Source organism: Pseudotabrizicola sp. 4114 (genome assembly GCF_031457365.1).
GTDB lineage: Bacteria > Pseudomonadota > Alphaproteobacteria > Rhodobacterales > Rhodobacteraceae > Pseudotabrizicola.
In genome coordinates, this window is sequence record NZ_JAVDWP010000001.1 from 153829 (window position 1) to 179282 (window position 25454).

Below are 25454 nucleotides of genomic sequence, written 5' to 3' on the forward strand. Positions count from 1 at the left end.
ACGCCACATGGGCGCCTATATTCTCCGGCGGATTTTGCTGATTATTCCGACGTTGATCGGGATCATGATCCTTAACTTCGCGCTGACGCAATTCGTGCCGGGTGGCCCGGTCGAGCAGGTTCTGGCCCGGATCGACGGCGGCGGCGATTCCATTCAGGCGATCAGCGGCGCAGGGGACGCGGGCATCGGTCAGCAAGGCAACGACACCGGCTATGTCGGGGCCCAGGGCCTCGACCCCGGGTTTCTGGCCGAGCTGGAAGTGCAGTTCGGCTTTGCCCGTTTTGTCTGCGACCCGGCCTTTACCGGCACGCCATCGGCCCGCGCGCCCGAATGCGTCAAAGAGCTGATCCCGGCGTGGGAGCGGTTCTTTATCATGATGGGCAATTACATCCGCTTCGACTTTGGCGAGAGCCATTTCCGGTCTATCGGGGTGCTGGATCTGGTCTGGGAAAAGCTGCCGGTGTCGCTGACCCTTGGCCTGTGGTCGACGCTGATCGCCTATGCCATCTCGATCCCGCTGGGCATCCGCAAGGCGGTGCGCGACGGGTCGCGCTTTGACACCTGGACCAGCGGCGTGATCATCGCCGCCTATGCCATTCCCGGATTTCTGTTTGCCATTCTGCTGTTGGTGCTGTTCGCGGGGGGCAGTTACTTTCGCTGGTTCCCGTTGCGCGGCCTGACTTCGGACAATTTTGATCAGCTCTCGATGATCGGCAAGGTGCTGGATTATCTGTGGCACATCACCCTGCCGGTGCTCGCCTCTACCATCTCCAGCTTTGCCACCCTGACCCTGCTGACCAAAAACAGCTTTCTGGACGAGATCAAAAAGCAATACGTGATGACCGCCCGCGCCAAGGGCCTGTCCGAGCGCAGCGTTCTGTATGGCCATGTGTTCCGCAACGCGATGCTGATCGTCATTGCGGGCTTTCCGGCGCTGTTCCTGTCGGTGTTCTTTGGCTCCAGCCTGATCATCGAGACGATCTTCAGCCTTGACGGTCTGGGCCAGCTGGGGTTCCGTGCGGCGGTCGAGCGGGACTATCCGGTGATCTTCGGCACGCTGTTCTTCTTTGGCCTGATCGGTCTGGTGGTCGGCATCCTGTCAGACCTGATGTATGTCTGGGTTGACCCGCGCATTGATTTCGAGCGGAGGGGGTAGCACATGGCCCTGTCCCCGCTGAACCAGCGCCGCTGGCGCAATTTCAAGGCCAACCGCCGGGCTTATTGGTCGCTGATCCTGTTTTCCATCCTGTATGGCATCTCGCTTTGTGCCGAGCTGGTCGCCAATGACAAACCGCTGCTGGTGCAGTTCCGGGGCGAATGGCACGCGCCTTTCGTGCAGTTCTACCCGGAAACCGCCTTTGGCGGCGATTTCCAGACCGAGGCGAAGTACAAGGATATCGAAGTGCGCTGCCTGATCATGGCCGCCGGGTCCGAGGCCTGCTGGGACGACCCCGAGGGCATTCTGGCCGAGGCCACGACCATGGGCACCGCCGCAGGCGAGGCGATCGAGCCGGGCCGGATCATCTGGGCCCCGGTGCCCTACAGCTTCACCACCATCAACGACATCGGCAAAGCCGCTCCCTCTGCGCCGGACGCGCAGCATTGGCTGGGCACCGATGACACCGCCCGCGATGTGCTGGCCCGCGTGATCTATGGCTTCCGCCTGTCGGTCAGCTTTGCGCTGATCGTCACCGTGCTCACCTCGGTCATCGGCATCGCCGCAGGCGCGGTGCAGGGCTACTTCGGCGGCGTCACCGACCTGATCTTTCAGCGCGTCATCGAGATCTGGGGGGCCACGCCGTCGCTTTATGTCATCATCATTGTGGCCGCGATTTTCACCATGAACTTCTGGATACTGGTGTTTCTGATGGTGCTGTTCGGCTGGACCGCGCTTGTCGGCGTGGTGCGGGCCGAATTCCTGCGCGCCCGCAACTTCGAATATGTCCGCGCCGCCCGCGCGCTGGGCGTGCCCGACCGGGTGATCATGTTCCGCCACGTGCTGCCCAATGCCATGGTCGCCACGCTGACCATGCTGCCGTTCATCATCACCGGCACCATCGGCGCGCTGACCGCTCTCGACTTTCTGGGGTTCGGCCTGCCGTCTTCCTCCCCGTCGCTGGGCGAGATGACCCAGCAGGCCAAGCAGAACCTGCAAGCGCCATGGCTCGCCTTTACCGCGTTTTTCACCTTTGCCATCATGCTGTCGCTGCTGGTCTTCATATTTGAGGGTATCCGCGACGCCTTTGACCCGCGAAAGACCTTTCAATGAGCGTGCTTGCGGTCAAGGATCTGAAGATCAGCTTCCGGCAGGATGGACGGGTGATACAGGCGGTCAAAGGTGTGACCTTTACCGTGGGCAATGGCGAAACCGTCGCGCTGGTGGGCGAATCCGGCTCGGGCAAATCCGTCACCGCGCTGTCGACGGTCGGCCTGCTGGGCGATAATGCGATTGTCGAGGGCTCGGTCACCTATCAGGGCGCGCAGATGGTAGGCGCATCGGAAACCGAACTGCGCCGGGTGCGCGGCAATGACATCAGTTTCATCTTTCAGGAACCGATGACCAGCCTCAACCCGTTGCACACCATTGAAAAGCAGCTGGGCGAAAGCCTTGCGCTGCATCAGGGTCTGGTGGGGCAGGCGGCGCGCGCCCGCATTCTGGATCTGATGGAAAAGGTCGGCATCCGCGACGCGGAAAGCCGCCTTGGGGCCTATCCGCATGAGCTGTCCGGCGGGCAGCGCCAGCGGGTGATGATCGCCATGGCGCTGGCCAATGGCCCTGACCTGTTGATCGCGGATGAGCCGACCACGGCGCTGGATGTCACCATTCAGGCCCAGATCCTTGACCTGCTGGCCGACCTGAAGCGGTCTGAGGGTCTCAGCCTGCTGTTCATCACCCATGACCTTGGCATCGTGCGCCGCATTGCCGACCGGGTCTGCGTGATGCAGGGCGGCGAGATTGTCGAACAGGGGCGCACCGTCGACATTTTTGCCAACCCGCAGCACCCCTATACCCGGAAACTGCTGGCGGCAGAGCCGACCGGCCTGCCGGATGCGGTGCCGGAAAACACGCCCGAGGTGGTCAGCACCAAATCCCTGCGGGTCTGGTTCCCGATCACCGCCGGCTTCCTGCGCAAGACGGTGGGGCATGTGAAAGCGGTCAACGACGCCACGCTGTCGGTGCGCGCGGGTGAGACGCTGGGCATCGTCGGCGAAAGCGGGTCGGGCAAGACCACGCTGGCGCTGGCCATCCTGCGGCTGGTGCCATCGACCGGGCCGGTGGTGGTGCTGGGGCGCGACATTTCCGGCCTGACCGGGGCCGCCCTGCGCCCGGTGCGCCGCGACATGCAGGTGGTGTTCCAGGACCCGTTCGGCAGCCTGTCGCCGCGCATGACCGCCGAGCAGATCATCGCCGAAGGGCTGGCGCTGCATGGCACCGACACGCCCGCACAATCGCGCGACAAGGTGGCTGCGATCATGACCGAGGTGGGGCTGGACCCCGCCACCATGACCCGTTACCCGCACGAATTTTCCGGCGGCCAGCGTCAGCGCATCGCCATCGCCCGCGCCATGATCCTGCGCCCGAAACTGGTAGTGCTGGACGAGCCGACAAGCGCGCTGGACATGACCGTTCAGGTGCAGATCGTTGACCTTTTGCGCGATCTGCAGCGCAAATGGGGGCTGGCCTATATCTTCATCAGCCACGATCTGCGCGTGGTCCGGGCGCTGTCGCACAAGGTGATGGTGATGAAAGCGGGCGATGTGGTCGAACAGGGCGACGCCCGCGATGTATTCGACGCGCCCACATCAGACTACACCCGCGCGCTGATGCTGGCCGCTTTTGGTGCCATGCCGGGGGCGCAGGCAAAGGCCGACGCATGAAGCTGTTGTTCCTGCACCAGAACTTCCCCGGCCAGTTCCTGCATCTGGCCCCGGAAATGGCCCGGCGCGGCCATGACGTGCTGGCGATGACCGATGCAAAGAACAACCGCCAATCCACCGTCAAGACCCTGCGCTACAAGCATGCCGCCGCCAAGGTTGACCCGGCGCAGACCCGGCTGGGGCGCAATTATACCACCATGTCAGACCGGGGCGTCACGGTCGCGCGCGCCTGCGCCCATCTGCGCGACACCGAAGGCTATACCCCCGATGTGATTTTCGGCCATTCCGGCTGGGGCGAGACGCTGTTTCTGAAAGAAATCTGGCCGCAGGCCAAGCTGATCGTCTATGCCGAGTTCTACTATCGCGGGGTCGGGGCCGATGTCGGTTTTGACACCGAGTTCACCCCTTACGGTCTTGACCAGATCCTGATCGCGCAGGGCCGCGCCGCGCATCTGGGGCAGGCGCTGGTCCATGCTGATGCTGGTCTCGCGCCGACCGCATGGCAGGCCAGCACCTATCCCGATGCGCTGCGCCCGATGATCCGGGTGATCCATGACGGCGTCGATTGCGATGTGATGCAGCCGAACCCGCAGGCCAGCCTGACCCTGCCGGATGGCCGCACCTTACGCGCGGGCGATGAGGTGCTGACCTTTGTGAACCGCAATCTGGAACCCTACCGCGGCTATCACACCCTTATGCGGGCGCTGCCCGATGTGCTGCGCGCCCGCCCGAACGCCCATGCAGTGATCGTCGGCGGCGATGAGGTGAGCTATGGCAATCCGCCAAAGGGGGCAAAGGGCTGGAAAGACCTGATCTTATCCGAAGTGCAGGACCGTCTGCCGATGGACCGGGTGCATTTCATGGGCAAGGTGCCCTACGGCACCTTTGTCTCAATCATGCAGATCAGCCGGGTGCATGCCTACCTGACCTATCCCTTCGTGCTGTCGTGGTCGATGCTGGAGGCGATGGCGGCAGGCTGTCTGGTCGTCGGCTCCGACACCGCCCCGGTGGCCGAGGTGATCCGGCATGGCGAAAACGGCCTGCTGGTCGATTTCTTCGATGTGCAGGCTTGGGCGCAGACCCTGACCGACACGCTGGCCAACCCTGATCGCTACGCCCCGCTGCGCGTGGCCGCGCGTCAGACGGCGCTTGCGCAGTATGACCTGCGCGGCATCTGTCTGCCGCGCATGGTCGAGTTTGTCGAAAGCTTCGGCCCGCAGACCTAGGCTGCTTTCGCCTGCGTCAGCTCTGTCAGCACCTCTGCCGCGATCTGGAACGACCGCAGCCGCGCCGTGTGGTCATGGATCATGCCGGTCACCATCAGCTCATCCGGCTGATAGCGTTCGATCATTGCCGCCAGCTCGCGGCGCAGCGTCGCGCGCGACCCCACCGCTGCCACCGAAAGTGCTGCTTCGACCCCATGCATCACCTGCGGCGGGATCTGCGCCTCAACATCATGCACCGGGCGCGGCAGTTTGCCGGGCTTGCCGGTCCGCAACCGGGCAAAGGCCAGCATCTGCGAGGTGCGCAGGAACTGCGCTTCGGCATCGGTGTCCGCCGCGCAGACCCCCGCCGCCATCATCGCATAGGGCTCGGCCAGAAACTGCGACGGGCGGAAGGTGGAGCGATAGGTGGCCAAGGCATCCTCCAGCATCGCCGGAGCAAAATGCGAGGCAAAGGCGTAGGGTAGCCCCAGATAGGCCGCCAGCTGCGCGCCATAGAGGCTGCTGCCCAAGATCCAGACCGGCACATGCGTGCCCGCCCCCGGGATCGCCTGCACCGCTGCATTCTCTGGCGGGGTGTCGAAATACCCCATCAGCTCCACCACATCCTGCGGGAAGCTGTCATCGGGTGCCATATGCCGCCGCAGCGCCCGTGCGGTGGCCATATCGGTGCCCGGCGCGCGGCCAAGCCCCAGATCAATCCGCCCCGGATACAGCGTCTCCAGCGTGCCGAACTGCTCGGCCACGATCAGCGGCGCGTGGTTGGGCAGCATGATGCCACCCGCGCCGACGCGGATGGTCTTTGTTGCCCCGGCCACATGGCCGATTACGATGGCGGTGGCCGCGCTGGCAATGCCGGGCATGTTGTGATGTTCGGCCAGCCAGAAGCGGTGATAGCCCGAGGCTTCGGCCAGCTGTGCCAGGGCAACTGTGTTGGCCAGCGCCTGTGCGGTGCTGCTGCCTTCGGGCACGGGGGACAGATCGAGTAGCGAGTAATGGTGCATGGCGGTATCTCCTGCCCGTCGATCTAGGGGCAGGGGACGCGCATTGTAAGACCCAAGGGCGCTCAGACCGCTGCGGAATGCTGCGCCTTGGTCTGGTCATAGGCATCAAACGCCCGCGCCACCATCCGCGTCAGCGGCCGCGCTGCGGGCGGGATCGTCAGGCCAGAGGCATCCAGCTTGATCATCCCATCAAACCCCTCTGCCGCGCGGCGCAGCATCGCGTCCAGCCGGTCGGGGGTGCAGGCGAAATCGCGCAGAATCTCGGTGCGTGACACGTGGAAATCGCACATCAGCGCCTCGATGATCCGGGCGCGCATCTTGTCTTCGCCCGCAAAGACATGGCCGCGATGAGTGGGGAACTGCCCGGCCCGGATCGCCTTGGTGTAATCCGAAGTGCCGCTGACATGCTGCGCAAAGCCTTGCGGAAACCGGCTGATAGACGACGCGCCCAACCCGATCAGCACCGGGGCGGTGTCATCGGTATAGCCCTGGAAATTCCGCCGCAACGTCCCCGCTGCCAGCGCCCGCGCCATGCCATCGGTGGGCCGGGCGAAATGGTCGATGCCGACATCGACATAGCCATCCCAGCGGAACAGCTCTGCCGCCGTCTCGAACAGCCGCAACCGCTCTTGCGGGGTCGGGATCGTGTCCGACGGGATCATCTGCTGGCGGCGGCTCATCCACGGCACATGGGCATAACCGTACAGCGCCACCCGGTCGGGCGACAGCGTCAGCAGCTTTTGCACCGAATCGGAAATCCGCGCCGTGGTCTGGTGCGGCAGGCCATACAGAATATCGGCGTTCAGACTGCGCACCCCCCGGTCGCGGATCATGTCTGCCACCTGCCGTGTCAGCTCATAGCTTTGTTCGCGGCCGATGGTCTTCTGGATCAGCGGGTCAAAGTCCTGCACCCCGATCGAGGCACGGTTCATGCCCGCTGCGGCCAGCGCATCCAGCCGCACAGCATCAATCTCGTTCGGGTCGATCTCGACCGAAAACTCGGCCCCTGCGCCCAAGGGCACCGCCTCAAACACCGCCGCTGCCAGCCGCTCCATCTGGGAAGCGGGCAACAGGGTCGGCGTTCCGCCGCCCCAATGCAGCCTTGACAAGGTGACCCCGCGCGGCAGATGCTGACGCAGCAGCGCAATTTCGGCATGAAGGGTCGCTGCATAGGCGTTCACCGGATCGTCGCTGCTGGTTCCTTGGGTGCGGCAGGCACAGAACCAGCACAAGCGCCGGCAGAACGGCACATGCAGATAAAGCGAAATCGCTGACCCCTCCGGGATCGCCTCGATCCACTGGGTGAACAGTGCAGAGTCCACTGTCCCGTCAAAATGCGGGGCCGTGGGATAGCTGGTGTAGCGCGGCACGCGCGCGTCAAAGAGTCCAAGGCGAGCAAGTTGCGGTGAATGTGTCATTCCCGTATCTTCACCGCACAGAACCAGATCTGCCTTGATACAGATCAACCAAGGAAAGAGTGGCAATGTCCGTTCACCGAGACATCCGATCACCAACCCAGGACTGTGGCGAATGCCCGATCCGTCACCGGGCCGTCTGCGCGCGGTGCGAAACCGATGAACTGGCCCAGCTGGAGCAGATCAAGTACTATCGCAGCTATCAGGCCGGTCAGACCGTGATCTGGTCCGGTGACAAGATGGATTTCGTGGCCAGTGTCGTGACCGGCATCGCCACCCTGACCCAGACGATGGAAGACGGCCGCCGCCAGATGGTCGGCCTGTTGCTGCCATCTGACTTCGTTGGCCGCCCGGGCCGGTCCTCTGCCGCCTATGACGTGACTGCGACCACCGATCTGGTGATGTGCTGCTTTCGCCGCAAACCGTTCGAAGACATGATGGCCAATACGCCACATATCGCGCATCGCCTGCTGGAAATGACGCTGGATGAGCTGGACGCCGCCCGCGAATGGATGCTGCTTCTGGGCCGCAAAACCGCGCGGGAGAAGATCGCGTCGCTGCTGGCCATCATCGCCCGCCGCGATGCCAGCCTGAGAGAGCCGCGTGCCAATCTGGGCGCGATCACCTTTGACCTGCCGCTGACGCGCGAGGAGATGGCTGACTATCTTGGCCTGACGCTGGAAACCGTCAGCCGCCAGATGAGTGCGCTCAAACGTGATGGCATCATCACGCTGGACGGCAAACGCCATGTCACGATACCCTCGGTTGATGCCCTGATGGAAGAAACGGGCGATGACAGTGATGGGGGTTTTCTTGTTTAAGACTGCGGCTTTGGCTCTGGCCTTTGCGCTGCCTGCACAGGCAGGATTGGCGGCAGATGTGATGCGCTGCGGCTGGTACGCCAACCCGACGCCGGGCAACCACTGGCTGACCGACCGCGATGGCAGCTGGATTCTTTCGACCCAAGGCGGCCCCGAAGTGTCGGGCTGGTTCGACCTGCCAGCCGAGGCCTTTGCGTTTGACGGCTCGAACTGGATCGAAACCAACGGCTCTTATGGCTATGGCTGCGCCTGCATCACCGGACGGTTCGGCACCGCCGACACGGGTGAGGTGATACACGTCACCAGAATGACGGCCTTGCCGCTGTCGCGCTGCACGGCGGACCCGGATTTGCCAGCGGCCGAGGGCTAAGCGCCCCCGGCCACAAGCCGGTCAATGCGCCATCAGCACCGGCACAGTCGCCTGTTCCAGCATATTGCGCGTGGCCCCGCCCAGAATCGCCTCGCGGAACCGCGAATGGCCGTAAGCGCCCATCACCAGCAGATCGGCGTTCATGTCGCCGACATGGCGCAACAGCACATCGGATACGCGGGGCAGGGTGCGGGCCAGCACGGTCACTTCGGCGTGCACGCCATGGCGCACCAGCATCTGGCACAGCATGCCGCCGGGGTCTGACCGTTCCGGCCCGTGAACCGGCGGGTCGATGACGGTGATCGTGACCTGATCCGCCTGTTTCAGCAGCGGCAGCGCCGCGCGCACCGCAGCCAGCGCCTCACGGCTCTGATTCCAGGCCACGACGATCCGCTTGGGTGTGGCGCTTGCCAGCCCGGTTTCGGGCAGCACCAGCACCGGCGCATTGCCCTCGAACATCGCGGCCTCGACCACGGCTTCGGCCTCTGTCCCCTGGTCCTTGCCGTAAGGGCGTGCCAGCACGACCAGATCGGCAAAGCGCGCGCGCCGGGCGACCAGTTCGGTCATCGCGCCAATCTGGGTGACTGCCGCCTCGACACTGGCGCGCAGGCCCGGACTTTCGGCCCGCACCGCAGCATTGACCGCCGCTTCGAGTGTGCGCGCATCTTCTTCGGCGCGATCCTGCGCCACCTGCAACAGCACGGCACCCGATCCGACATAGGCATAGCCGATCTGGGTGCGGTCCACCCCCAGCGCCAATACATCCAGATGCCCGTCATTCTGTACACAGATCTGCGCCGCAGCCGCGATGGCCAGCGGCACATGGGCAGCATGGGTGGCAACGGTAAAAATGGATTTATAGGTCATGGACAGGCCTCCTGTTTCCCTACGCCCGTATCCTGTGGTCCGAACCGGGCCCCAAAGCGATGACGTCATGCTGATCATTATCATGCGCGCGAACAGCATTGGTTGACATGGATCAAGGCCGCGTCCCGTCGGCTCGCGCAAAAGCAGGAGTGTCGGAAAGCGCGTGGACTCCCCCGAATCAAGCCGGGGCCAGATTCAGCCAAAGACGAAGGGACGCGGAATGTGGGATTATCTAAAACTGGTTGTGCTTGGCCTGATCGCCGTTGCTGCGGCGATTGCGGCCAATTACGCCTGGGATCTGGCCTATATGGTCAATGCGGTCACCGTCATGCTTGCGGCGGGCATCACCTTTTTGGTGGTGCTGCGCAGCGCGGGCGAGACAAAGACCGTCAACAGGAACGAATACATGGATGGGGTGGTGCGCGCAGGCGTGATTGCCACCTCGTTCTGGGGGATCGTCGGCTTTCTGGTCGGCGTCGTCATCGCCAGCCAGCTTGCCTGGCCCTGGCTCAACTTTGAGGCATTGCAGGGGATCGGCAACTTTGGCCGCCTGCGCCCGCTGCACACCAGCGCGGTGATCTTTGCCTTTGGCGGCAACGCCCTAATCATGACCGCGTTCTACGTCGTGCAGCGCACCAGTGCGGTGCGGCTGTGGGGCGGCAATCTGGCGTGGTTCGTGTTCTGGGGCTGGCAGCTGGTGATCGTGCTGGCCGCAAGCGGCTATGTGCTGGGCGCCACGCAGTCCAAGGAATACGCCGAACCGGTCTGGTATGTTGACCTGCTGATCACCGTGGTCTGGGTCTCTTTCCTTGCGGTGTTCGCCGGCACGCTGATGAAGCGCAAGGAACCCCACATCTATGTGGCAAACTGGTTCTATCTGGCCTTTATCATCACCATCGCCATGCTGCACCTTGTGAACAACATGGCGATACCCGTGTCGTTCTTCAGCTCGCAATCGGTGCAGGTCACCGCAGGCGTGCAGGATGCGATGATCCAGTGGTGGTATGGCCACAACGCGGTGGGCTTCTTCCTGACCGCCGGGTTCCTGGGGATGATGTACTACTTCGTCCCGAAACAGGCCGAACGCCCGGTGTTCAGCTACAAACTGTCGATCATCCACTTCTGGGCGCTGATCTTCCTCTATATCTGGGCCGGTCCGCACCACCTGCACTATACCGCGCTGCCCGACTGGGCCTCGACGCTGGGCATGGTGTTCTCGATCATCCTGTGGATGCCAAGCTGGGGCGGCATGATCAACGGTCTGATGACGCTGTCCGGCGCATGGGACAAGCTGCGTACCGATCCGGTGATCCGGATGATGGTGGTCAGCATCGGTTTCTACGGCATGTCGACGTTTGAAGGCCCGATGATGAGCATCAAGGCCGTGAACTCGCTGTCGCATTACACCGACTGGACCATCGGTCACGTCCACTCCGGCGCCTTGGGCTGGAACGGCATGATTACCTTTGGCGCGCTCTACTTCCTGACCCCGCGCCTGTGGAACCGCGACCGGCTCTACAGCCTCAGCCTTGTCAGCTGGCACTTCTGGCTCGCCACCATCGGCATCGTGCTTTACGCCTCGTCGATGTGGGTGTCGGGCATCATGGAAGGCCTGATGTGGCGCGAAGTCGATGCCAATGGCTATCTGGTGAACGCATTCGCCGACACCGTTTCCGCCAAATATCCCATGTATGTGGTGCGTATGCTGGGGGGGCTGCTGTTCCTCTCGGGTGCGGTCATCATGTGCTATAACCTGTGGATGACCGTACGTGCGCTGCCCAGCCGGGTGACGACACATGCGGCTGTTCCTGCTGAATGACCGGAGGGCAGGACAATGGCTTTTCTTGACAAACACAAGGCAATCGAAACCCATGCCACGCTTCTGATGGTGCTCAGCCTGCTGGTTGTGTCCATCGGCGGTCTGGTCCAGATCGTCCCGCTGTTCTATCTTGAGAACACGATCGAAAAGGTCGAAGGGGTCCGCCCCTACACCCCGCTGGAACTGACCGGGCGTGACATCTACATCCGCGAAGGCTGCTACAACTGCCATAGCCAGATGATCCGCCCGATGCGCGACGAGGTGGAACGCTATGGCCATTACAGCCTGGCGGCCGAGTCGATGTATGACCATCCGTTCCAGTGGGGGTCCAAACGCACCGGGCCCGATCTGGCCCGGGTGGGCGGGCGCTATTCCGACGAATGGCATCAGGATCACTTTACCAACGCCAAATCGGTGGTGCCTGAATCGGTGATGCCGCCCTATGGCTTCCTGTTCAACCGCGAGATCGACGGCAAATACATCGAGAATGTGGTCAAAACCCATGCCTTCGTCGGCGTGCCCTACTCCGAGGATATGGTCGCCAACGCACAAGCCGATTTCGCGGCGCAAGCCGATCCGAACGGCGACTCCTCTGGCCTGCAATCGCGCTATGGCGCGGCGGCGGTGCCCAACGGGGCCGATGTCAACGTGCGCAACTTTGACGGCCAGCCCCGGCTGACCGAAGCCGATGCGCTGATCGCCTATATGCAAGTCCTCGGCACGATGGTCGATTTCTCGACCTTCACGCCCGACGCCAGCCGCTAAGGGGGGGATATGGAAACCTACAGCTTGCTGCGTGAATTTGCCGACAGTTGGGCATTGTTGTTGCTGTTCCTGTTCTTCCTTGGCGTGGTGTTCTGGGCGTTCCGCCCCGGCAGCCGCAAGGTGCATGACGACGTGGCCAACTCCATCTTTCGCAATGACAAAAAACCTGCCGAAGGGAATGACCCCAAGGCCCACGTGAAGGAGGCGTGACAGCATGTGCGCCAAGAAAGTGACGCAAAAACCAGCCGAGGTGCCGACCACCGGCCACGTCTGGGACGGCATCGAAGAGCTCGACAATCCGATGCCGCGCTGGTGGGTCTGGGTGTTCTATGCCACCATCGTCTGGGGCATCGGCTATTCCATCGCCTATCCGGCATGGCCACTGATCACGGGGGCGACGCCGGGTCTGCTCGGGGCCTCGACCCGCGCCGATGTGGTGGCCGAGATCAAGCAGTTCGACGATGCGAACAGCGCGATCAAGGCCCGACTGGTCGAGGCTGACATGACAACGGTGTCGCAAGACCCCGAGCTGATGTCCTTTGCCCAGAACGCCGGGGCCGCCGTGTTCCGCACCAATTGCACCACCTGTCACGGGTCCGGTGCCAACGGCATCGCGGGCAAGGGCTATCCCAGCCTGCTGGATGATGACTGGCTCTGGGGCGGCGATGTTGAAAGCATCCAGACCACGATCACCCACGGCATCCGCAACACCACCCATCCCGATGCGCGCTATTCCCAGATGCCCGCCTTCGGGGTCGACGAGTTGCTGGAAAAACCCCAGATTGCCGAAGTGGTGGAATATGTCCTGAAACTCTCGGGGCAGGACCATGACGCTACCCTCGCCACAGCGGGCGAGACGGTGTTTCTTGACAACTGTTCCGCCTGCCACGCCGAAAACGGCACCGGCGACATCAGTCAGGGCGCGCCGAATCTGGCCGATGCGATCTGGCTCTATGGCGGGTCGCGGGATGCGATCACCTATACCGTCGTCAACGCCCGCTTTGGCGTGATGCCGGGCTGGAACACCAAACTGACCGAGGACGAGATCCGCGCCGTGGCTCTTTATGTCCACAGCCGCGGTGGTGGTCAGTAACGAGTGCCACCCCGGACAGGGGCAACCTTGTCCGGGGGTTTTTGCGCCTTCGTCACAGGGGGCGCACGTCCTGTCGCCAGCCGCATCAGATCCGATGCGGCTTTCGGTCACTCCCCCTGATTTCCCAGTGTTTCAAGTCCTTTCGCGCGTATCTGCCGCATCGAAACCTGCATCTGCGCCGCGCATTTTGATGCAGGTCAATGTCTCGCCGGTCGCCCCGGCGTAGGACAGACTGGAATAAGCCAAAGATCGGAGCCAGGTCGTGAGCACCCCGGAAGCCACCCAACCCCCCCCCAGCCTATATGCCGCGCGCGAACCCATCTTTCCGCGCCGGGTGAAGGGGACGTTCCGCAACCTGAAATGGTGGTTGATGGCGCTGATGCTGGGCATCTACTACATCACGCCCTGGATCAGGTGGGACCGTGGCCCCAGCCTGCCCGATCAGGCGGTCCTGCTCGATCTGGCGCACCGGCGGTTCTTTTTCTTCATGATCGAGATCTGGCCCCATGAGTTCTACTTCGTCGCCGGTCTGCTGGTCATGGCCGGGCTTGGCCTGTTCCTGTTCACCTCTGCCGCCGGGCGGGTCTGGTGCGGCTATGCCTGCCCGCAAACCGTGTGGACCGACCTGTTCATTCTGGTCGAACGCTGGGTCGAGGGCGACCGCAACGCCCGCATCCGCCTGCACCGCCAGAAATGGGATGCCGAAAAGGCCCGCAAGCGTGCGGTGAAATGGACCGCGTGGTTCCTGATCGCCATGGCGACCGGCGGGGCCTGGGTGTTTTACTTCACCGATGCGCCGACGCTGCTGGTCAACCTGTTCACCGGACAGGCCAGCGCCGTCGCCTATCTGACCGTCCTGATCCTGACCGGCACCACCTTTGCCTTTGGCGGGTTCGCCCGCGAACAGATGTGCATCTACGCCTGCCCCTGGCCACGCATTCAGGCCGCGATGATGGATGAAGACACCCTGACCATCGGCTACCGCGACTGGCGCGGCGAGCCGCGCGGCAAGCTGCACAAGGGGGTCATAGCGACAGGGCAGGGCGACTGCATCGACTGCATGGCCTGCGTCAACGTCTGCCCGATGGGCATCGACATCCGCGACGGTCAGCAACTGGCCTGTATCACCTGCGGGCTGTGCATCGACGCCTGCAACGACACGATGGATAAAATCGGCCGCCCGCGCGACCTGATCGGCTATCTGGCGCTGACGGACGAGACCGCCGAACGCGCCGGGGCAACGGCAAAGTCGGTGTGGAAACACGTGTTCCGCCCGCGCACCATCCTCTATACCGTGCTCTGGGCCGGGGTTGGCATCGGGCTGGTCGTGGCGCTGTTCCTGCGCTCGCCGATTGATGTCAACGTGACCCCGGTGCGCAACCCCACCTTTGTCACCCTGTCTGACGGCACCATCCGCAACGCCTATGATGTGCGCCTGCGCAACAAGCAGGGCGCGGATGCGGCGTTCACCATCTCGGTCGCCTCCGACTCCGGCCTGACCGCCGAGCTTGAGGGGCTGGAGGGCCTGTCGGTCACCGTCAACGCCAATGAAACCCTGTCGCAGCGGGTCTATCTGAACGCCCCGCGCGGATCACGGCCCGCCACCACCGACCGCACCCCGATCCGGATGTGGTTCGAGGAATTGGGCACCACGAACCGGGTCCACCATGATACCGTGTTCAACGGAAAGGACGAATAGATGTCAGAATTCACCGGGCGCAAGATGGCAATGGTCATGGTCAGCTTCTTTGGCGTGATCATCGCGGTCAATGTTCTGATGGCGTACAAGGCCGTCAGCACCTTTCCGGGGCTGGAGGTGAAAAATTCCTATGTCGCCAGCCAACAGTTCGACGCCATCCGCACGGCGCAGAAAGACCTGAACTGGACGATGACGCCGGAGTACGATGCCGCTGACCGCAGGCTCTATCTGGCTTTCACCGATGAGGGTGGTCAGCCGGTCCAGCTTTCAAACCTTTCGGTGCTGGTCGGCCGCTCGACGGCGGCGCGCGATGACCAGACCCCCGAGTTCACCTATGCCGCCAACCTCTGGACCACGCCGATTGATCTGGAACCCGGCAAATGGCTGCTGCGGGTCGAAGCCCATGCCGCCGATGGCACGCTGTTTTCGCAGCGCGTCAGCATCATGGTAAGGGGCTGATCCCATGACCCTCGCCGCCGGATCTCTGACCCAACCCGAGCCGATGCGCGCCAGCCTGTCGGCCTGTCCGGCCTGCATCGCGGCCCCCTCAGCCGAGCGTCTGGCGCAGATGGCGCAGCCCACCAGCGCCCGGCTGATGCTGTCGGTGCCGCTGGCGCATTGCGCCGTCTGCATCTCTACCCTTGAACAGGCGATGATCGCCGTCCCCGGCGTCACCTCGGCCCGGCTGAACCTGACGCTGAAACGCATCAGCGTCGAGGCGGAGCCCTCGGTCACCGCCGACACCCTGATCGCCGCCGCCGCCAGCGCCGGATACGAGGCGCATGAGCTGGACCCCGGTCTCTTGTCCAGCACCGAAACCGACCGTCAGGGCCGCGATCTGTTGATGCGGCTGGGCGTCGCGTTCTTTTCGATGATGAACATCATGCTGCTGTCCGTCGCCGTCTGGTCCGGGGCCGAGGATGCCACGCGCGACATGTTCCACTGGATTTCCGCTGTCATCGCCCTGCCCACCGTGATCTTTTCCGGCCAGCCGTTCTTTAAATCCGCGTGGGCGTCCTTGCGCGCAGGGCGGCTGGGCATGGATGTTCCGATCAGTCTTGCGCTGATTCTCGCCTCGTCGATCTCGCTGTTTGAAACCTGGATGTCAGGCCATCACGCCTATTTCGACGCCGCCGTGATGCTGACCTTCTTCCTGCTTCTGGGCCGCTATCTCGACCACCGCACCCGCGCCGTCGCCCGCTCTGCCGCCGAGGAACTGGCAGCGCTCGAGGTGCCCCGCGCCACCGTCCTGCGCGAGGGTATCGAATCGGTGGTCAGCATCACCGAGGTTGCGGTCGGTGATCTGGTCCGTGTCCGTCCCGGCGGGCGGATGCCGGTCGATGGTGTGGTCACACAGGGCACATCCGAACTCGACCGCTCGCTCCTGACCGGCGAATCGCTGCCGGCCTATGCCGGGATCGGCACTGTGGTGTCGGCGGGCGAGGTGAACCTGACCGGGCCGCTCACCTTGCGCGTCACCGCTGCGGGCAAGGACAGCAGCCTGCACCGCATGGCCGATCTGGTCGCCGTGGCCGAATCCGCCCGCACCAAATACACCAGCCTGGCCGAGCGTGCCGCCGCCCTCTATTCGCCCCTTGTGCATATCCTGTCCTTCGCCGCCTTTGGCTTCTGGATGTGGAAAACCGGCGGCGATCTGCGCTATGCCGTCAACATCTCTGCCGCCGTGCTGATCATCACCTGCCCCTGCGCCCTTGGCCTTGCCGTGCCCGCCGTGGTCACCTCTGCCTCTGGCCGCCTGTTCCGCAAGGGCCTGCTGATCAAGCAGGGCACCGCGTTGGAGCGTCTGGCCGAGGTTGATACCGTGGTATTCGACAAGACCGGCACCCTGACCATGGGCGCGCCGGAACTGACCAATATGGACACCCATCCGCGCAGCGCTCAGGAAGTTGCCTATGCCCTCGCCGGTGCCTCGTCGCACCCGTTGGCCATGGCGCTGGCCGATGCTGCGCGTCGCGCTGGTCTGCGCCCCGAGCGGGTCGAAGACATCCGCGAGGTTCCGGGCTATGGCGTTGAAGGTGTCTGGAAAGGCACCCGCGTCCGCCTTGGCCGCGCCGGATGGTGCGGCGGGGAGGGGCTGGACGTGACCGCCACCTACCTGTGCACCGGCACCGGCAGCCCTCGCGCCTTTACCTTCGCCGACCGCCTGCGCCCCGGGGCCGAAACCGCCATCGCCGCGTTGAAAGCCCAAGGCATGGATATCAAGCTGATCTCCGGCGACGTTCCCGGCGCTGTGCGCGATCTGGCCGACCGGCTGGGCATCACCGACTGGACCGCAGGCGCGTTGCCGGCCGAAAAGGCGCAGGCCGTGGCCCGCCTGACCGCACAGGGCCGCCGCGTGCTGATGGTCGGCGACGGGCTGAACGACACCGCAGCCCTCGCCTCGGCGCATGTCTCGATCTCCCCCGCCTCGGCGCTCGATGCGGCGCGGGTCGCGTCTGACATCGTGCTTCTGGGGCAGGATATGGCGCCGATTGCCGATGCCGTCCGCATCGCCGGTCAGGCCACAAGGCGGATCCGCGAAAACTTCGGCATCTCGGCGCTTTATAACGTGGTCGCGGTGCCGCTGGCGCTGGTCGGCCTCGCCACCCCGCTCGCGGCGGCACTGGCGATGTCGCTGTCGTCGATCACCGTCTCGCTTAACGCGCTAAGGCTGAAGTAATGGAAATTCTCGGACTGCTGATCCCGGTCTCACTGATCCTCGGCGGCCTTGGCCTTGCCGCCTTTTTCTGGGCGATGCGCACCAAGCAATTCGACGACCCCGAAGGTGACGCCAACCGCATCCTCACCAAGGAGTATGACGACAAGCCAAAACCGGAAGAGCCGAAACGTTAGGAGATTGTGACCGTCGCCGGGTCCAGCCCGTCAATCGTCACCGTGCAGACCTGCCCGCGCGCAAGCGGGCCCACGCCCGCAGGCGTGCCGGTCATGATCAGATCGCCGGGGGCCAGTTCGACCAGCCGCGACAGATAGGCGATCACGGCAGGCACCGGCCAGATCATGTCTGACAACTGCGCCTCTTGCCGCACAGCGCCATCCACCACACAGCGGATCACCGCATCGGCCGCCACCGGACCGGGCCGCAGCGTACCGATCACGGCAGAGCGGTCAAAGCCCTTGGCCATATCCCAGGGCCGCCGCGCCGCCTTGGCCTGCGCCTGCAGATCACGCCGGGTCAGATCATTGCCCGCCGCATGGCCCCAGATCAGGGCTTCGGCCTCAGACTCGGACAGCATGAACCCGCCCCGACCCAAGGCGACCACCAGCTCGGCCTCATGATGCAGATCGGCGGTCGCGGGCGGATAGGGAATGGTACTGCCCCCCGCCACCACCGCATCAGCGGGCTTGGTAAAGAAAAACGGCGGCTCGGCATTCGGGTCATGCCCCATCTCGCGGGCATGTTCGGCATAATTGCGCCCGACGCAGAAAATCCGCCGCACCGGAAAGCGCTCCGTGGTTCCGGCAATCGCCAGACTGACCGGGGCAGGGGGGGCAAAGACCAATCCGCTCATCGCTCACGGCCCGATGGCAAAGCATTGCACGGCACGGGCCTGCAACCGGCGGCATGCAAGGTCTGCCTGATCCTGCGTCAGCCCCATGAAATTGGCGTCATAGCCGCCCCCGCGCTGCACCACCTTGCGCAACCCGTCGTTCAGAATAGCACTCTCGGCCAGCTGGGTTTTCAACAGCAAGCGTTCCGCCGACGAGCGCGAGTTGAACTTGCCCAGATGCACGCCCCAATGCCGCGCGTTCGAGGTGGACAGCCGGATCACCACCGGCTCTTCCGCCGCCCGTGCCTCTGGTGCGTCAGCCGCGCGGTCAAAGATCGGCGCATTGCGCTTTGGCGGGGCCGAGGCTGCGGGGGCAAGCACCGCCGCCACCTGCATCGGTTCGGTCACCGTCAACTCATCGCTGGGCAGATCAGATTCGGGCAGGGCGGCAAACTGGTCGGCCTGTGCGTCCAGCGTTGGCTCGGCGGCCATCGCCACCGCCTGCGCCGCCAGCGTACCCGGTTCCGGGGCCACCTCGGGCGCAGCGGCAATCACCATTTCTGCCGGTGCCTCCGCAACCGCTTCGGGTGCGGCTTCTGCGACCAGCGTCTCTGGCCGAGCAGGCGGGGCCGCAATCGCGGGGGCCTCAACCGCAGCCACAGCCGCAGCCACCGCCTGCGCGTCCAGCGTGCCGGGCGGCGGCGGCTCTGCCACCGCTTCGGCCAAAGCCGCGGCAATGCTGCCCTCAATCGCAGCCACGGCGACTTCAGCCGCAGCGATCTTGCCCGCATCCGGGCGGGTCACCGGGCGTGGCGAATTCGCCACCGCCGTCTGCAGGCGAATCGTCTTGCCCGCGCCGCCCTGCACTTCGGGCAGCGTATCGGCCTGCGCCATCAGCACCGCCTCTACATCCGCCGAATAGGATGGCACCGGCGGCACGTTGGTCGGCGCGTTCGCCGGGGCCTTCTTGAAGCCCAGATCCAGCAGCTGCGCCACCTTGGCATTGCGCGCCGCCGTCGAAGCCCCACCAAACACCGTCGCAATGATCCGCACATTCCCCCGCTCGGCCGAAGCGGTCAGGTTGAACCCGGCCGCGTTGGTAAAGCCGGTCTTGATGCCATCGGCACCCTTGTAGGCGTCCAGAAACCGGGTGTTGGTGTTGCGCACCTGCGCCACGCCGGCATCGGTCGTCCGGCGCGAAAAGATGTTGTAATACTGGGGGAAATCGTAGAACAGCCGCCGCCCCAGCGTGTTCATGTCGCGCGCCGTCGACAGATGCCCGTTGGCCGTCAGCCCGTTCGCGTTCTTGAAGGTCGAATTGCGCATTCCCAGCGCTTTGGCCGTCGCGTTCATCCGCTTGGCAAATCCAGCCTCGGTCCCGCCGATATGGTCGCCCAGAGCCGAGGCCGCATCATTGGCTGATTTGGTGGCCGCCGCGCGGATCAGATAGCGGACCGAGATTTTCTGCCCCGCCTTCAGCCCCAGCCGCGACGGTGGTTGTCCGGCAGCATTCTTCGTGACCGTGACCAGCGTATCCAGCGACAACCGCCCGCGCTGGATCTCGTCAAAGGTGATATACAGCGTCAGCATTTTGGTCAGCGAGGCCGGATGCAACCGCGTATCGGCGTTCTCGGCATGCAGGATTTCACCCGTGCGGGCATCCTGCACAATCGCGGCATAGGGGGCTGCACCTGACGGCTGCGGGGACGAACAGGCCGCCACCACAATAAATGCCACCAGACAAACGAAATTGCGGGCATGACGCCCCAGAAGCGTTGTCATGATGTCGTTCCTTGCTCTGCCTCGGTCCGCCCCGGATTTTTGAATGGGACGTGATTTGTGGCAACGCTAGCACAGCAGATGATTCCGCAAAACCCCGGAAATTCAAGGGCTTTGCGGTTTATCTTCAGGTTGTGATAATTCGGGCGATTCCCGCGCCGCCCGCCCTATATTTTGTGGTAATACTGCAGTTGAACCACCAGATCGGGCAGGCCGCCCAGATCGGTCAACTGGCGGAACCGCGCGTGCCCCTCGGGCGTCTCGGCGTGCTCCAACGCCCAGGTCAGACCATGCGGTACATGCACGCCCCAGCCCCCGACATCCAGCACCGGCAGCACATCGGATTTCAGCGAATTGCCCACCATCATCGCCTGTTCCGGCGCTGTGCCATGGCGGGCAAAGATCGTCGCATAGACCGCCGCCGTCTTGTCCGACACGATCTCCACCCCGTCAAACAGATCGCCCAGACCCGACTGCGCCAGCTTGCGTTCTTGGTCCAGCAGATCGCCCTTGGTGATCAACAGCACGCGGTGATCCGCCGACAGCGCCTCCACCGCCTCCCGCGCATGGGGGAGCAATTCAATCGGATGGCGCAGCATTTCGCGACCCGCCGCCATCAGATCGCTGATGACAGATGCGGGCACCCGGCCATCGGTCACCTCGATCGCGGTCTCGATCATCGACAGCACAAACCCCTTGATGCCAAATCCATAATGCCCAAGGTTGCGCCGTTCTGCCGCCAGCAACCGCTCGTGCAGGTGATCGTGACCGGCATAATCGCTCAAAAGCGCGACAAAGCGCTCTTGTGTCAGACGGAAAAACGCCTCGTTCTGCCACAAGGTATCATCTGCATCAAAACTGATCGTGGTCAGGGTCATCGTGGCCTCCGTCTGCTTGGTCTTCATGCCTGCTTTACCTCTTTGTCGCAATCGTTGGGGGGACACTCTTTCCCCACGGCCAAAAACCTCTATATTGCGCGCAGAACCCAATCATCCGAATCCCCTTGCATGAGGCACCGCCCGTGAACCAGTTTCCCCATTCCATGTCGGACAAGACCGATGGGCCGGGCAATGACGCGGGGCTGCTCACCAAGACCAAGACCCGCACACAGCGCCCGCCGATGTATAAGGTGATGTTGCTGAACGATGATTATACACCGATGGAATTCGTGGTGCATGTGCTCGAACGGTTCTTTGGCCTCAACCATGCGCAGGCGTTTGAAATCATGCTGACCGTCCACAAAAAAGGCCTCGCCGTTGTCGGCGTCTTCTCGCATGAGGTGGCGGAAACCAAGGTCGCGCAGGTGATGGATTTTGCCCGCCGCCACCAGCACCCCCTCCAGTGCACGATGGAGAAGGAATAGGCGCCCCCGCGCCTGTTCCGCAGATATATGCGCTCCACACGCCTTGATTTCGCCCTCGAAAGCGGTGCCCTTGTTCTGCCGCCCGAAGGTCCGGTTGTGATCTATCGCCCGCGCGAAGGCGATGATCTGTCCAGCATTTCCATCGCCCGCACCCATATCGCCACCGGCTTTCGCCCCGCTGCCGAATGGTTCAACGCGCGCGGCTATCAGGCGGCCGAGGGGCCGCCCTATGCCGCTGCCGTCGTCTGCCTGCCGCGGTCGCGCGATGCCGCCCGCGCCCTGATCTCGCGCGCCATGGTCGAGGTGGTGCCGGGTGGCCCGGTCGCGGTGGATGGCCAGAAAACCGATGGCATCGACAGCATTCTGAAAGACTGCCGCGCCATGGGGCTGGCCATGTCCGGCCCGCTGTCCAAGGCGCATGGCAAGATCTTTGTGCTGCAGGCCGGGGCCGATCTGACCGGCTGGGATGCCCGCCCGCGCCTGATCGAAGGCGGGTTCCAGACCCTGCCGGGCATGTTCTCTGCCGACGCGCCCGACCGGGGCTCGGTCCTGCTGGCACAGGCCCTGCCGGAAAAGCTGGGCACCCGTGTGATCGACCTTGGTGCCGGCTGGGGCTATCTGTCCCGCGCCATCCTCAGCCGGTCTTCGGTGACCGAGCTTGATGTGGTGGAGGCCGAGCAGGACGCGCTCGACTGCGCGCAGATCAACGTCGAAGACCCACGCGCCCGTTTCCACTGGGCCGATGCCCGCAGCTTCAAACCGATGCGCCCGGCGCATGCGGTGGTGATGAACCCACCCTTTCACGCCGGGCGCGATGCCGACCCGGCACTTGGCATCGCCTTCCTGCGGGCAGCGGCCTCCATGCTGGTGCCCGATGGCACGCTATGGCTGGTCGCCAACCGGCATTTGCCCTATCATCAGCCGCTGACCACCCTGTTCCGTCAGGTCGAAGACATCGGCAGTGACTCTGCCTTCCGGCTGACCCGCGCAAGCCACCCGGTCCGGGCGCGCTAACCCCCTTTCCCAACGCTGAGGCTCGCATGTCCCTCTCCATCTCCGGCAAGACCGCCATTGTGACCGGCGCGGCAAAGGGTATTGGCCTCGCCGTCGCCCGCCATTTTCAGGCCAAGGGTGCAAATGTCATGTTCGTTGACATCGACGAACCCTGTCTGGAGGCAGAGCTGGGCGCCGAGGCCCGCGCCGAAGGGCCGGTACGCATGTTCACCGGCGATCTGCGTCAGAAACTGACCATCGCCAATCTGCTGTCCGCCACCATCGACGCCTTTGACCGGGTCGATATCCTGGTGAACGCCAGCCGCCGCATGGCGATTTCCGACCCGCTGAATGCCGAAGATGATGCGGTCGAAATGCTTTGGCAGGAAAACGTGATGACCAGCCTGCGCCTGTCGCAGATGACCGCCAAACGCATGATTGCCCAAGCCGAGAAATCCGGCACCGAAGAGTCGCTGATCGGCGCGATCATCAACATCTCGTCCATCGCGGGCAGCAAGACCCAACCCGGCCTGCTGGGCTATTCGATGGCCTCTGCCGCCGTCGATCAGATGACCCGCTCGCTCGCCGTGGCCCTCGCGCCAAAGGGCATCCGCGTCAACGCCGTCGCCATCGGCTCGGTGATGAGCGCGAGTTTGAAAACCGCGCTCAAGGACACACCTGACTGGCGTGAGGCCATTGTCGGTGGCACCCCGCTTGGCCGCATCGCCGCCCCGGACGAGCTGACCGAGGTGATGCAGTTCCTTGCCTCCGACGCCTCTGGCTTCATGACCGGGCAGGTGTTGCAGGTCGATGGCGGGCGCGGTTTGCTGGACCGCGTGGTGATTCCCGCCTTCTGATCATTCCGGATACTGCGCCTTGCATTGTGCAATCGCCGGGCTTGCGGCGCGCACCAGTGCGGCGCGCTTGTCACGCATCGACGCCAGTTTCTGCGCCTCGGCCCGCAGGTCGATCGCCTTTGGCCGGGTGACCGTCTCGGACACTTCGCGCAGGCACAACTCGGGCGGCGGCGGTGGCGGCGCCGGCTGTCCTTCGACTGCGGCCTCGCGTGCCACCGGGCAGCGCACCCAGCGGTCGCGGTAGGTGGTGACCTCCTCCAGCGCGTAGCCGCGCGCCAGATTGCCCTCGCTCTCCACGATCAGCCGGTCAAGGATCCGCACATCCCGCGTCTCCCGGGCGATGCACTGTTCTTGCGGGGTGCCGCAAGCGGCTAGCAGCAACATAACAATCAGACTGCGGCGCATGGAATCCTCCGGCATTGCCAAGGCTTCACTATACGCCGCCGCTGCGGCAAATGCCATGTTGGCGCGGGCACGGGCATTTGCTAGGCAGGAGGCAACAGGCGAGGGGGACCAACCAATGACCGATCAATTCGATGCCCGGAAGAGCCGTGCCGCAGCATGGTTCCGAACCCTGCGTGACCGGATCGTGGCCTCCTTCGAGGCGCTGGAGGACAGCCACGGCACCGGAACCCCCGGCCGGTTCGAGGTGACCCCCACCACCCGCGCCGATGGCGGCGGCGGGTTGATGAGCGTGATGCGCGGTGGCCGCGTGTTCGAAAAGATCGGCGTCAACGTCTCCGAAGTGCACGGCACCTTGGGCGAGCGCGCCCAAAAGGCGATGGCCGCTCGGGGCGTTCCCGGTATGGAAAGTGACCCGCGGTTCTGGGCCTCCGGCATTTCCCTCGTCGCCCATATGGTCAACCCGCATTGCCCCGCCGTCCACATGAACACCCGCATGTTCTGGACCCCGCATGCATGGTGGTTCGGCGGCGGGGCCGACCTGAACCCGGCGCTGGAATATGCCGAAGACACCGCGCATTTCCATGCCGAAATGCAGCGCGCCTGCGATGCCCATGACCCGGCCTATTACCCGCGCTTCAAGGCCTGGGCCGATGAATACTTCTTCGTCCCCCACCGTGGCCGCGCCCGTGGCGTGGGCGGCATCTTCTACGACGACCTCAACACCGGCGGTGCCACTTCTGACTCGTGGGAGGCCGATTTCGCCTTTACCCAAGCCGTCGGCTCTGCCTTCCTGCCCGCCTTCGTGCCCCTGACCGAACGCCGCGTCGCCACGCCGTGGACCGAGGCCGACCGTGAGGCGCAGCTGATCCACCGGGGCCTCTATGCCGAATACAACCTCGTCTATGACCGGGGCACCAAATTCGGGCTGGAAACCGGCCATGACGCAAATGCCGTGCTGATGAGCCTGCCGCCCATCGCCAAATGGACCTGACCCAGCTTCCGGCTTTTGCGCTCACAGCGCTGCTGATCGAGTTGACGCCGGGACCGAACATGGCCTGGCTGGCGCTGCTTGCCGCGACCGAAGGCCGCCGCCCGGGCTATGCCGCCGTCGCGGGCGTTTGTCTGGGCCTCGCGCTGATCGGCCTTGTGTCCGCGCTTGGTCTTGCCACCCTGCTCCAGGCGCAGCCGCTGGCCTATCAGGCCCTGCGCTGGGCCGGTGTCGCCTATCTGCTGTACATCGCATGGGACACATGGCGCGGGGCCGGGGCGGATGAGGGGCACGCAGGGGCCGGGGCCACTGCCTTTGCGCAGTTCCGGCGCGGGCTGATCACCAACCTGCTGAACCCGAAGGCGGCGGCGTTCTTTGTCACCGTGCTGCCCGGATTCATGACCCCCACCGCGCGTTTTGCCGAAGTGTCAGTGCTGTCCTTTACCTTTGTCGCCATCGCCACCCTGATCCATGCTGCCATCGTCACCACCGCAGGCACAGCAACGGTCTGGCTTGCACAGGGCCACCGCGTCAGGCAAACCCGGCGCATCATGGCCCTTGCACTGGTTGCCGTGGCGCTCTGGCTATTCACAAGGACTTGACCG

26 protein-coding genes are annotated in these 25454 nt (G+C 64.1%); 19 read left to right on the plus strand and 7 right to left on the minus strand.

The genetic code is table 11. The features are described 5' to 3' along the window. The first annotated feature begins 7 nt into the window (after nt 1–7). Genes J2X53_RS00740 through J2X53_RS00755 form a run of 4 tightly spaced genes read left to right on the plus strand, consistent with a single transcriptional unit; the run spans nt 8 to nt 5105 of the window. A complete protein-coding gene (locus tag J2X53_RS00740; RefSeq protein ID WP_349035575.1) occupies nt 8–1156 on the plus strand; it encodes an ABC transporter permease subunit in 1149 nt (382 codons plus the stop codon). A 3-nt stretch (nt 1157–1159) separates the two neighbouring features. Next, on the plus strand, nt 1160–2269 hold the full coding sequence (locus J2X53_RS00745; protein ID WP_349035576.1) for an ABC transporter permease: 1110 nt from the start codon (nt 1160–1162) through the stop codon (nt 2267–2269). Further along, on the plus strand, nt 2266–3879 hold the full coding sequence (locus J2X53_RS00750; RefSeq protein WP_349035577.1) for an ABC transporter ATP-binding protein: 1614 nt from the start codon (nt 2266–2268) through the stop codon (nt 3877–3879). Before J2X53_RS00745 ends, J2X53_RS00750 begins: the two co-directional genes overlap by 4 nt. Beyond that, nucleotides 3876–5105, plus strand: coding sequence for a glycosyltransferase family 4 protein (locus J2X53_RS00755; protein WP_349035578.1), 1230 nt, complete (start codon nt 3876–3878; stop codon nt 5103–5105). The genes J2X53_RS00750 and J2X53_RS00755 overlap by 4 nt, the downstream gene beginning before the upstream one ends. Here J2X53_RS00755 and J2X53_RS00760 read toward each other — a convergent pair. After that, the gene (locus J2X53_RS00760; protein ID WP_349035579.1) at nt 5102–6106 is read right to left on the minus strand and encodes an LLM class flavin-dependent oxidoreductase; all 1005 of its coding nucleotides are present in this window, start codon (nt 6104–6106) and stop codon (nt 5102–5104) included. The two genes, J2X53_RS00755 and J2X53_RS00760, sit on opposite strands and share 4 nt — an antisense overlap. Before the next feature lie 62 nt (nt 6107–6168). Further along, the gene (gene hemN, locus J2X53_RS00765; RefSeq protein WP_349035580.1) at nt 6169–7524 is read right to left on the minus strand and encodes an oxygen-independent coproporphyrinogen III oxidase; all 1356 of its coding nucleotides are present in this window, start codon (nt 7522–7524) and stop codon (nt 6169–6171) included. A 65-nt stretch (nt 7525–7589) separates the two neighbouring features. Here hemN and fnrL point away from each other — a divergent pair, with 65 nt between their 5' ends. Then, nucleotides 7590–8342, plus strand: coding sequence for a transcriptional regulator FnrL (gene fnrL, locus J2X53_RS00770; RefSeq protein ID WP_349035581.1), 753 nt, complete (start codon nt 7590–7592; stop codon nt 8340–8342). Then, nucleotides 8335–8712: a DUF4087 domain-containing protein gene (locus J2X53_RS00775; RefSeq protein ID WP_349035582.1), complete on the plus strand. Its 378-nt coding sequence runs from the start codon at nt 8335–8337 to the stop codon at nt 8710–8712. The genes fnrL and J2X53_RS00775 overlap by 8 nt, the downstream gene beginning before the upstream one ends. A 21-nt stretch (nt 8713–8733) precedes the next feature. Here J2X53_RS00775 and J2X53_RS00780 read toward each other — a convergent pair whose 3' ends face one another. Continuing rightward, nucleotides 8734–9579 carry a universal stress protein gene (locus tag J2X53_RS00780; protein ID WP_349035583.1) on the minus strand — a complete coding sequence of 282 codons (846 nt, stop codon included), beginning with the start codon at nt 9577–9579 and terminating at the stop codon, nt 8734–8736. A 220-nt stretch (nt 9580–9799) separates the two neighbouring features. Between J2X53_RS00780 and ccoN the strand changes: the two genes are divergently transcribed. From ccoN to ccoS, 8 genes are all read left to right on the plus strand, one after another. Continuing rightward, a complete protein-coding gene (ccoN, locus tag J2X53_RS00785; RefSeq protein WP_349035584.1) occupies nt 9800–11398 on the plus strand; it encodes a cytochrome-c oxidase, cbb3-type subunit I in 1599 nt (532 codons plus the stop codon). 15 nt (nt 11399–11413) lie between these two features. Beyond that, nucleotides 11414–12163 carry a cytochrome-c oxidase, cbb3-type subunit II gene (gene ccoO, locus J2X53_RS00790; RefSeq protein WP_349035585.1) on the plus strand — a complete coding sequence of 250 codons (750 nt, stop codon included), beginning with the start codon at nt 11414–11416 and terminating at the stop codon, nt 12161–12163. 9 nt (nt 12164–12172) lie between these two features. Then, nucleotides 12173–12373, plus strand: coding sequence for a cbb3-type cytochrome c oxidase subunit 3 (locus J2X53_RS00795; protein WP_349035586.1), 201 nt, complete (start codon nt 12173–12175; stop codon nt 12371–12373). A gap of 4 nt (nt 12374–12377) precedes the next feature. Further along, a complete protein-coding gene (ccoP, locus tag J2X53_RS00800; protein WP_349035587.1) occupies nt 12378–13256 on the plus strand; it encodes a cytochrome-c oxidase, cbb3-type subunit III in 879 nt (292 codons plus the stop codon). Between the two features lie 262 nt (nt 13257–13518). Continuing rightward, a complete protein-coding gene (gene ccoG, locus J2X53_RS00805; protein ID WP_349035588.1) occupies nt 13519–14955 on the plus strand; it encodes a cytochrome c oxidase accessory protein CcoG in 1437 nt (478 codons plus the stop codon). Continuing rightward, nucleotides 14956–15414, plus strand: a complete 459-nt coding sequence (locus J2X53_RS00810) for a FixH family protein (RefSeq protein ID WP_349035589.1) — start codon at nt 14956–14958, stop codon at nt 15412–15414. Nucleotides 15415–15418: 4 nt separating this feature from the next. Further along, the gene (locus J2X53_RS00815; protein ID WP_349035590.1) at nt 15419–17635 is read left to right on the plus strand and encodes a heavy metal translocating P-type ATPase; all 2217 of its coding nucleotides are present in this window, start codon (nt 15419–15421) and stop codon (nt 17633–17635) included. Continuing rightward, nucleotides 17635–17808 (plus strand): cbb3-type cytochrome oxidase assembly protein CcoS, encoded by a 174-nt coding sequence (gene ccoS / locus J2X53_RS00820; protein ID WP_349035591.1) that lies wholly within the window; start codon nt 17635–17637, stop codon nt 17806–17808. The genes J2X53_RS00815 and ccoS overlap by 1 nt, the downstream gene beginning before the upstream one ends. Here ccoS and J2X53_RS00825 read toward each other — a convergent pair. From J2X53_RS00825 to J2X53_RS00835, 3 genes are all read right to left on the minus strand, one after another. After that, nucleotides 17805–18485: a fumarylacetoacetate hydrolase family protein gene (locus J2X53_RS00825; protein WP_349035592.1), complete on the minus strand. Its 681-nt coding sequence runs from the start codon at nt 18483–18485 to the stop codon at nt 17805–17807. The genes ccoS and J2X53_RS00825 overlap by 4 nt on opposite strands. A gap of 3 nt (nt 18486–18488) precedes the next feature. After that, a complete protein-coding gene (locus tag J2X53_RS00830) occupies nt 18489–20246 on the minus strand; it encodes a D-alanyl-D-alanine carboxypeptidase family protein (protein WP_349035593.1) in 1758 nt (585 codons plus the stop codon). A 164-nt stretch (nt 20247–20410) separates the two neighbouring features. Further along, nucleotides 20411–21148, minus strand: coding sequence for an HAD family hydrolase (locus J2X53_RS00835; protein WP_349035594.1), 738 nt, complete (start codon nt 21146–21148; stop codon nt 20411–20413). 137 nt (nt 21149–21285) lie between these two features. Here J2X53_RS00835 and clpS point away from each other — a divergent pair, with 137 nt between their 5' ends. Genes clpS through J2X53_RS00850 form a run of 3 tightly spaced genes read left to right on the plus strand, consistent with a single transcriptional unit; the run spans nt 21286 to nt 23456 of the window. Then, entirely contained in the window at nt 21286–21606 is a 321-nt protein-coding gene (gene clpS, locus J2X53_RS00840) for an ATP-dependent Clp protease adapter ClpS (protein ID WP_100196244.1), read from the plus strand. A 27-nt stretch (nt 21607–21633) separates the two neighbouring features. Next, nucleotides 21634–22620 carry a methyltransferase gene (locus tag J2X53_RS00845; protein WP_349035595.1) on the plus strand — a complete coding sequence of 329 codons (987 nt, stop codon included), beginning with the start codon at nt 21634–21636 and terminating at the stop codon, nt 22618–22620. Between the two features lie 26 nt (nt 22621–22646). Next, nucleotides 22647–23456 carry an SDR family oxidoreductase gene (locus tag J2X53_RS00850; protein WP_349035596.1) on the plus strand — a complete coding sequence of 270 codons (810 nt, stop codon included), beginning with the start codon at nt 22647–22649 and terminating at the stop codon, nt 23454–23456. Here J2X53_RS00850 and J2X53_RS00855 read toward each other — a convergent pair whose 3' ends face one another. Then, nucleotides 23457–23861 carry a hypothetical protein gene (locus J2X53_RS00855; RefSeq protein ID WP_349035597.1) on the minus strand — a complete coding sequence of 135 codons (405 nt, stop codon included), beginning with the start codon at nt 23859–23861 and terminating at the stop codon, nt 23457–23459. Between the two features lie 115 nt (nt 23862–23976). On the opposite strand from J2X53_RS00855, the gene hemF reads away from it, so the two are divergent. Further along, complete coding sequence (gene hemF, locus J2X53_RS00860) at nt 23977–24852, plus strand: oxygen-dependent coproporphyrinogen oxidase (protein WP_349035598.1); 876 nt, start codon at nt 23977–23979, stop codon at nt 24850–24852. After that, nucleotides 24843–25451, plus strand: coding sequence for a LysE family translocator (locus J2X53_RS00865; RefSeq protein ID WP_349035599.1), 609 nt, complete (start codon nt 24843–24845; stop codon nt 25449–25451). Before hemF ends, J2X53_RS00865 begins: the two co-directional genes overlap by 10 nt. Nucleotides 25452–25454: the final 3 nt, after the last annotated feature.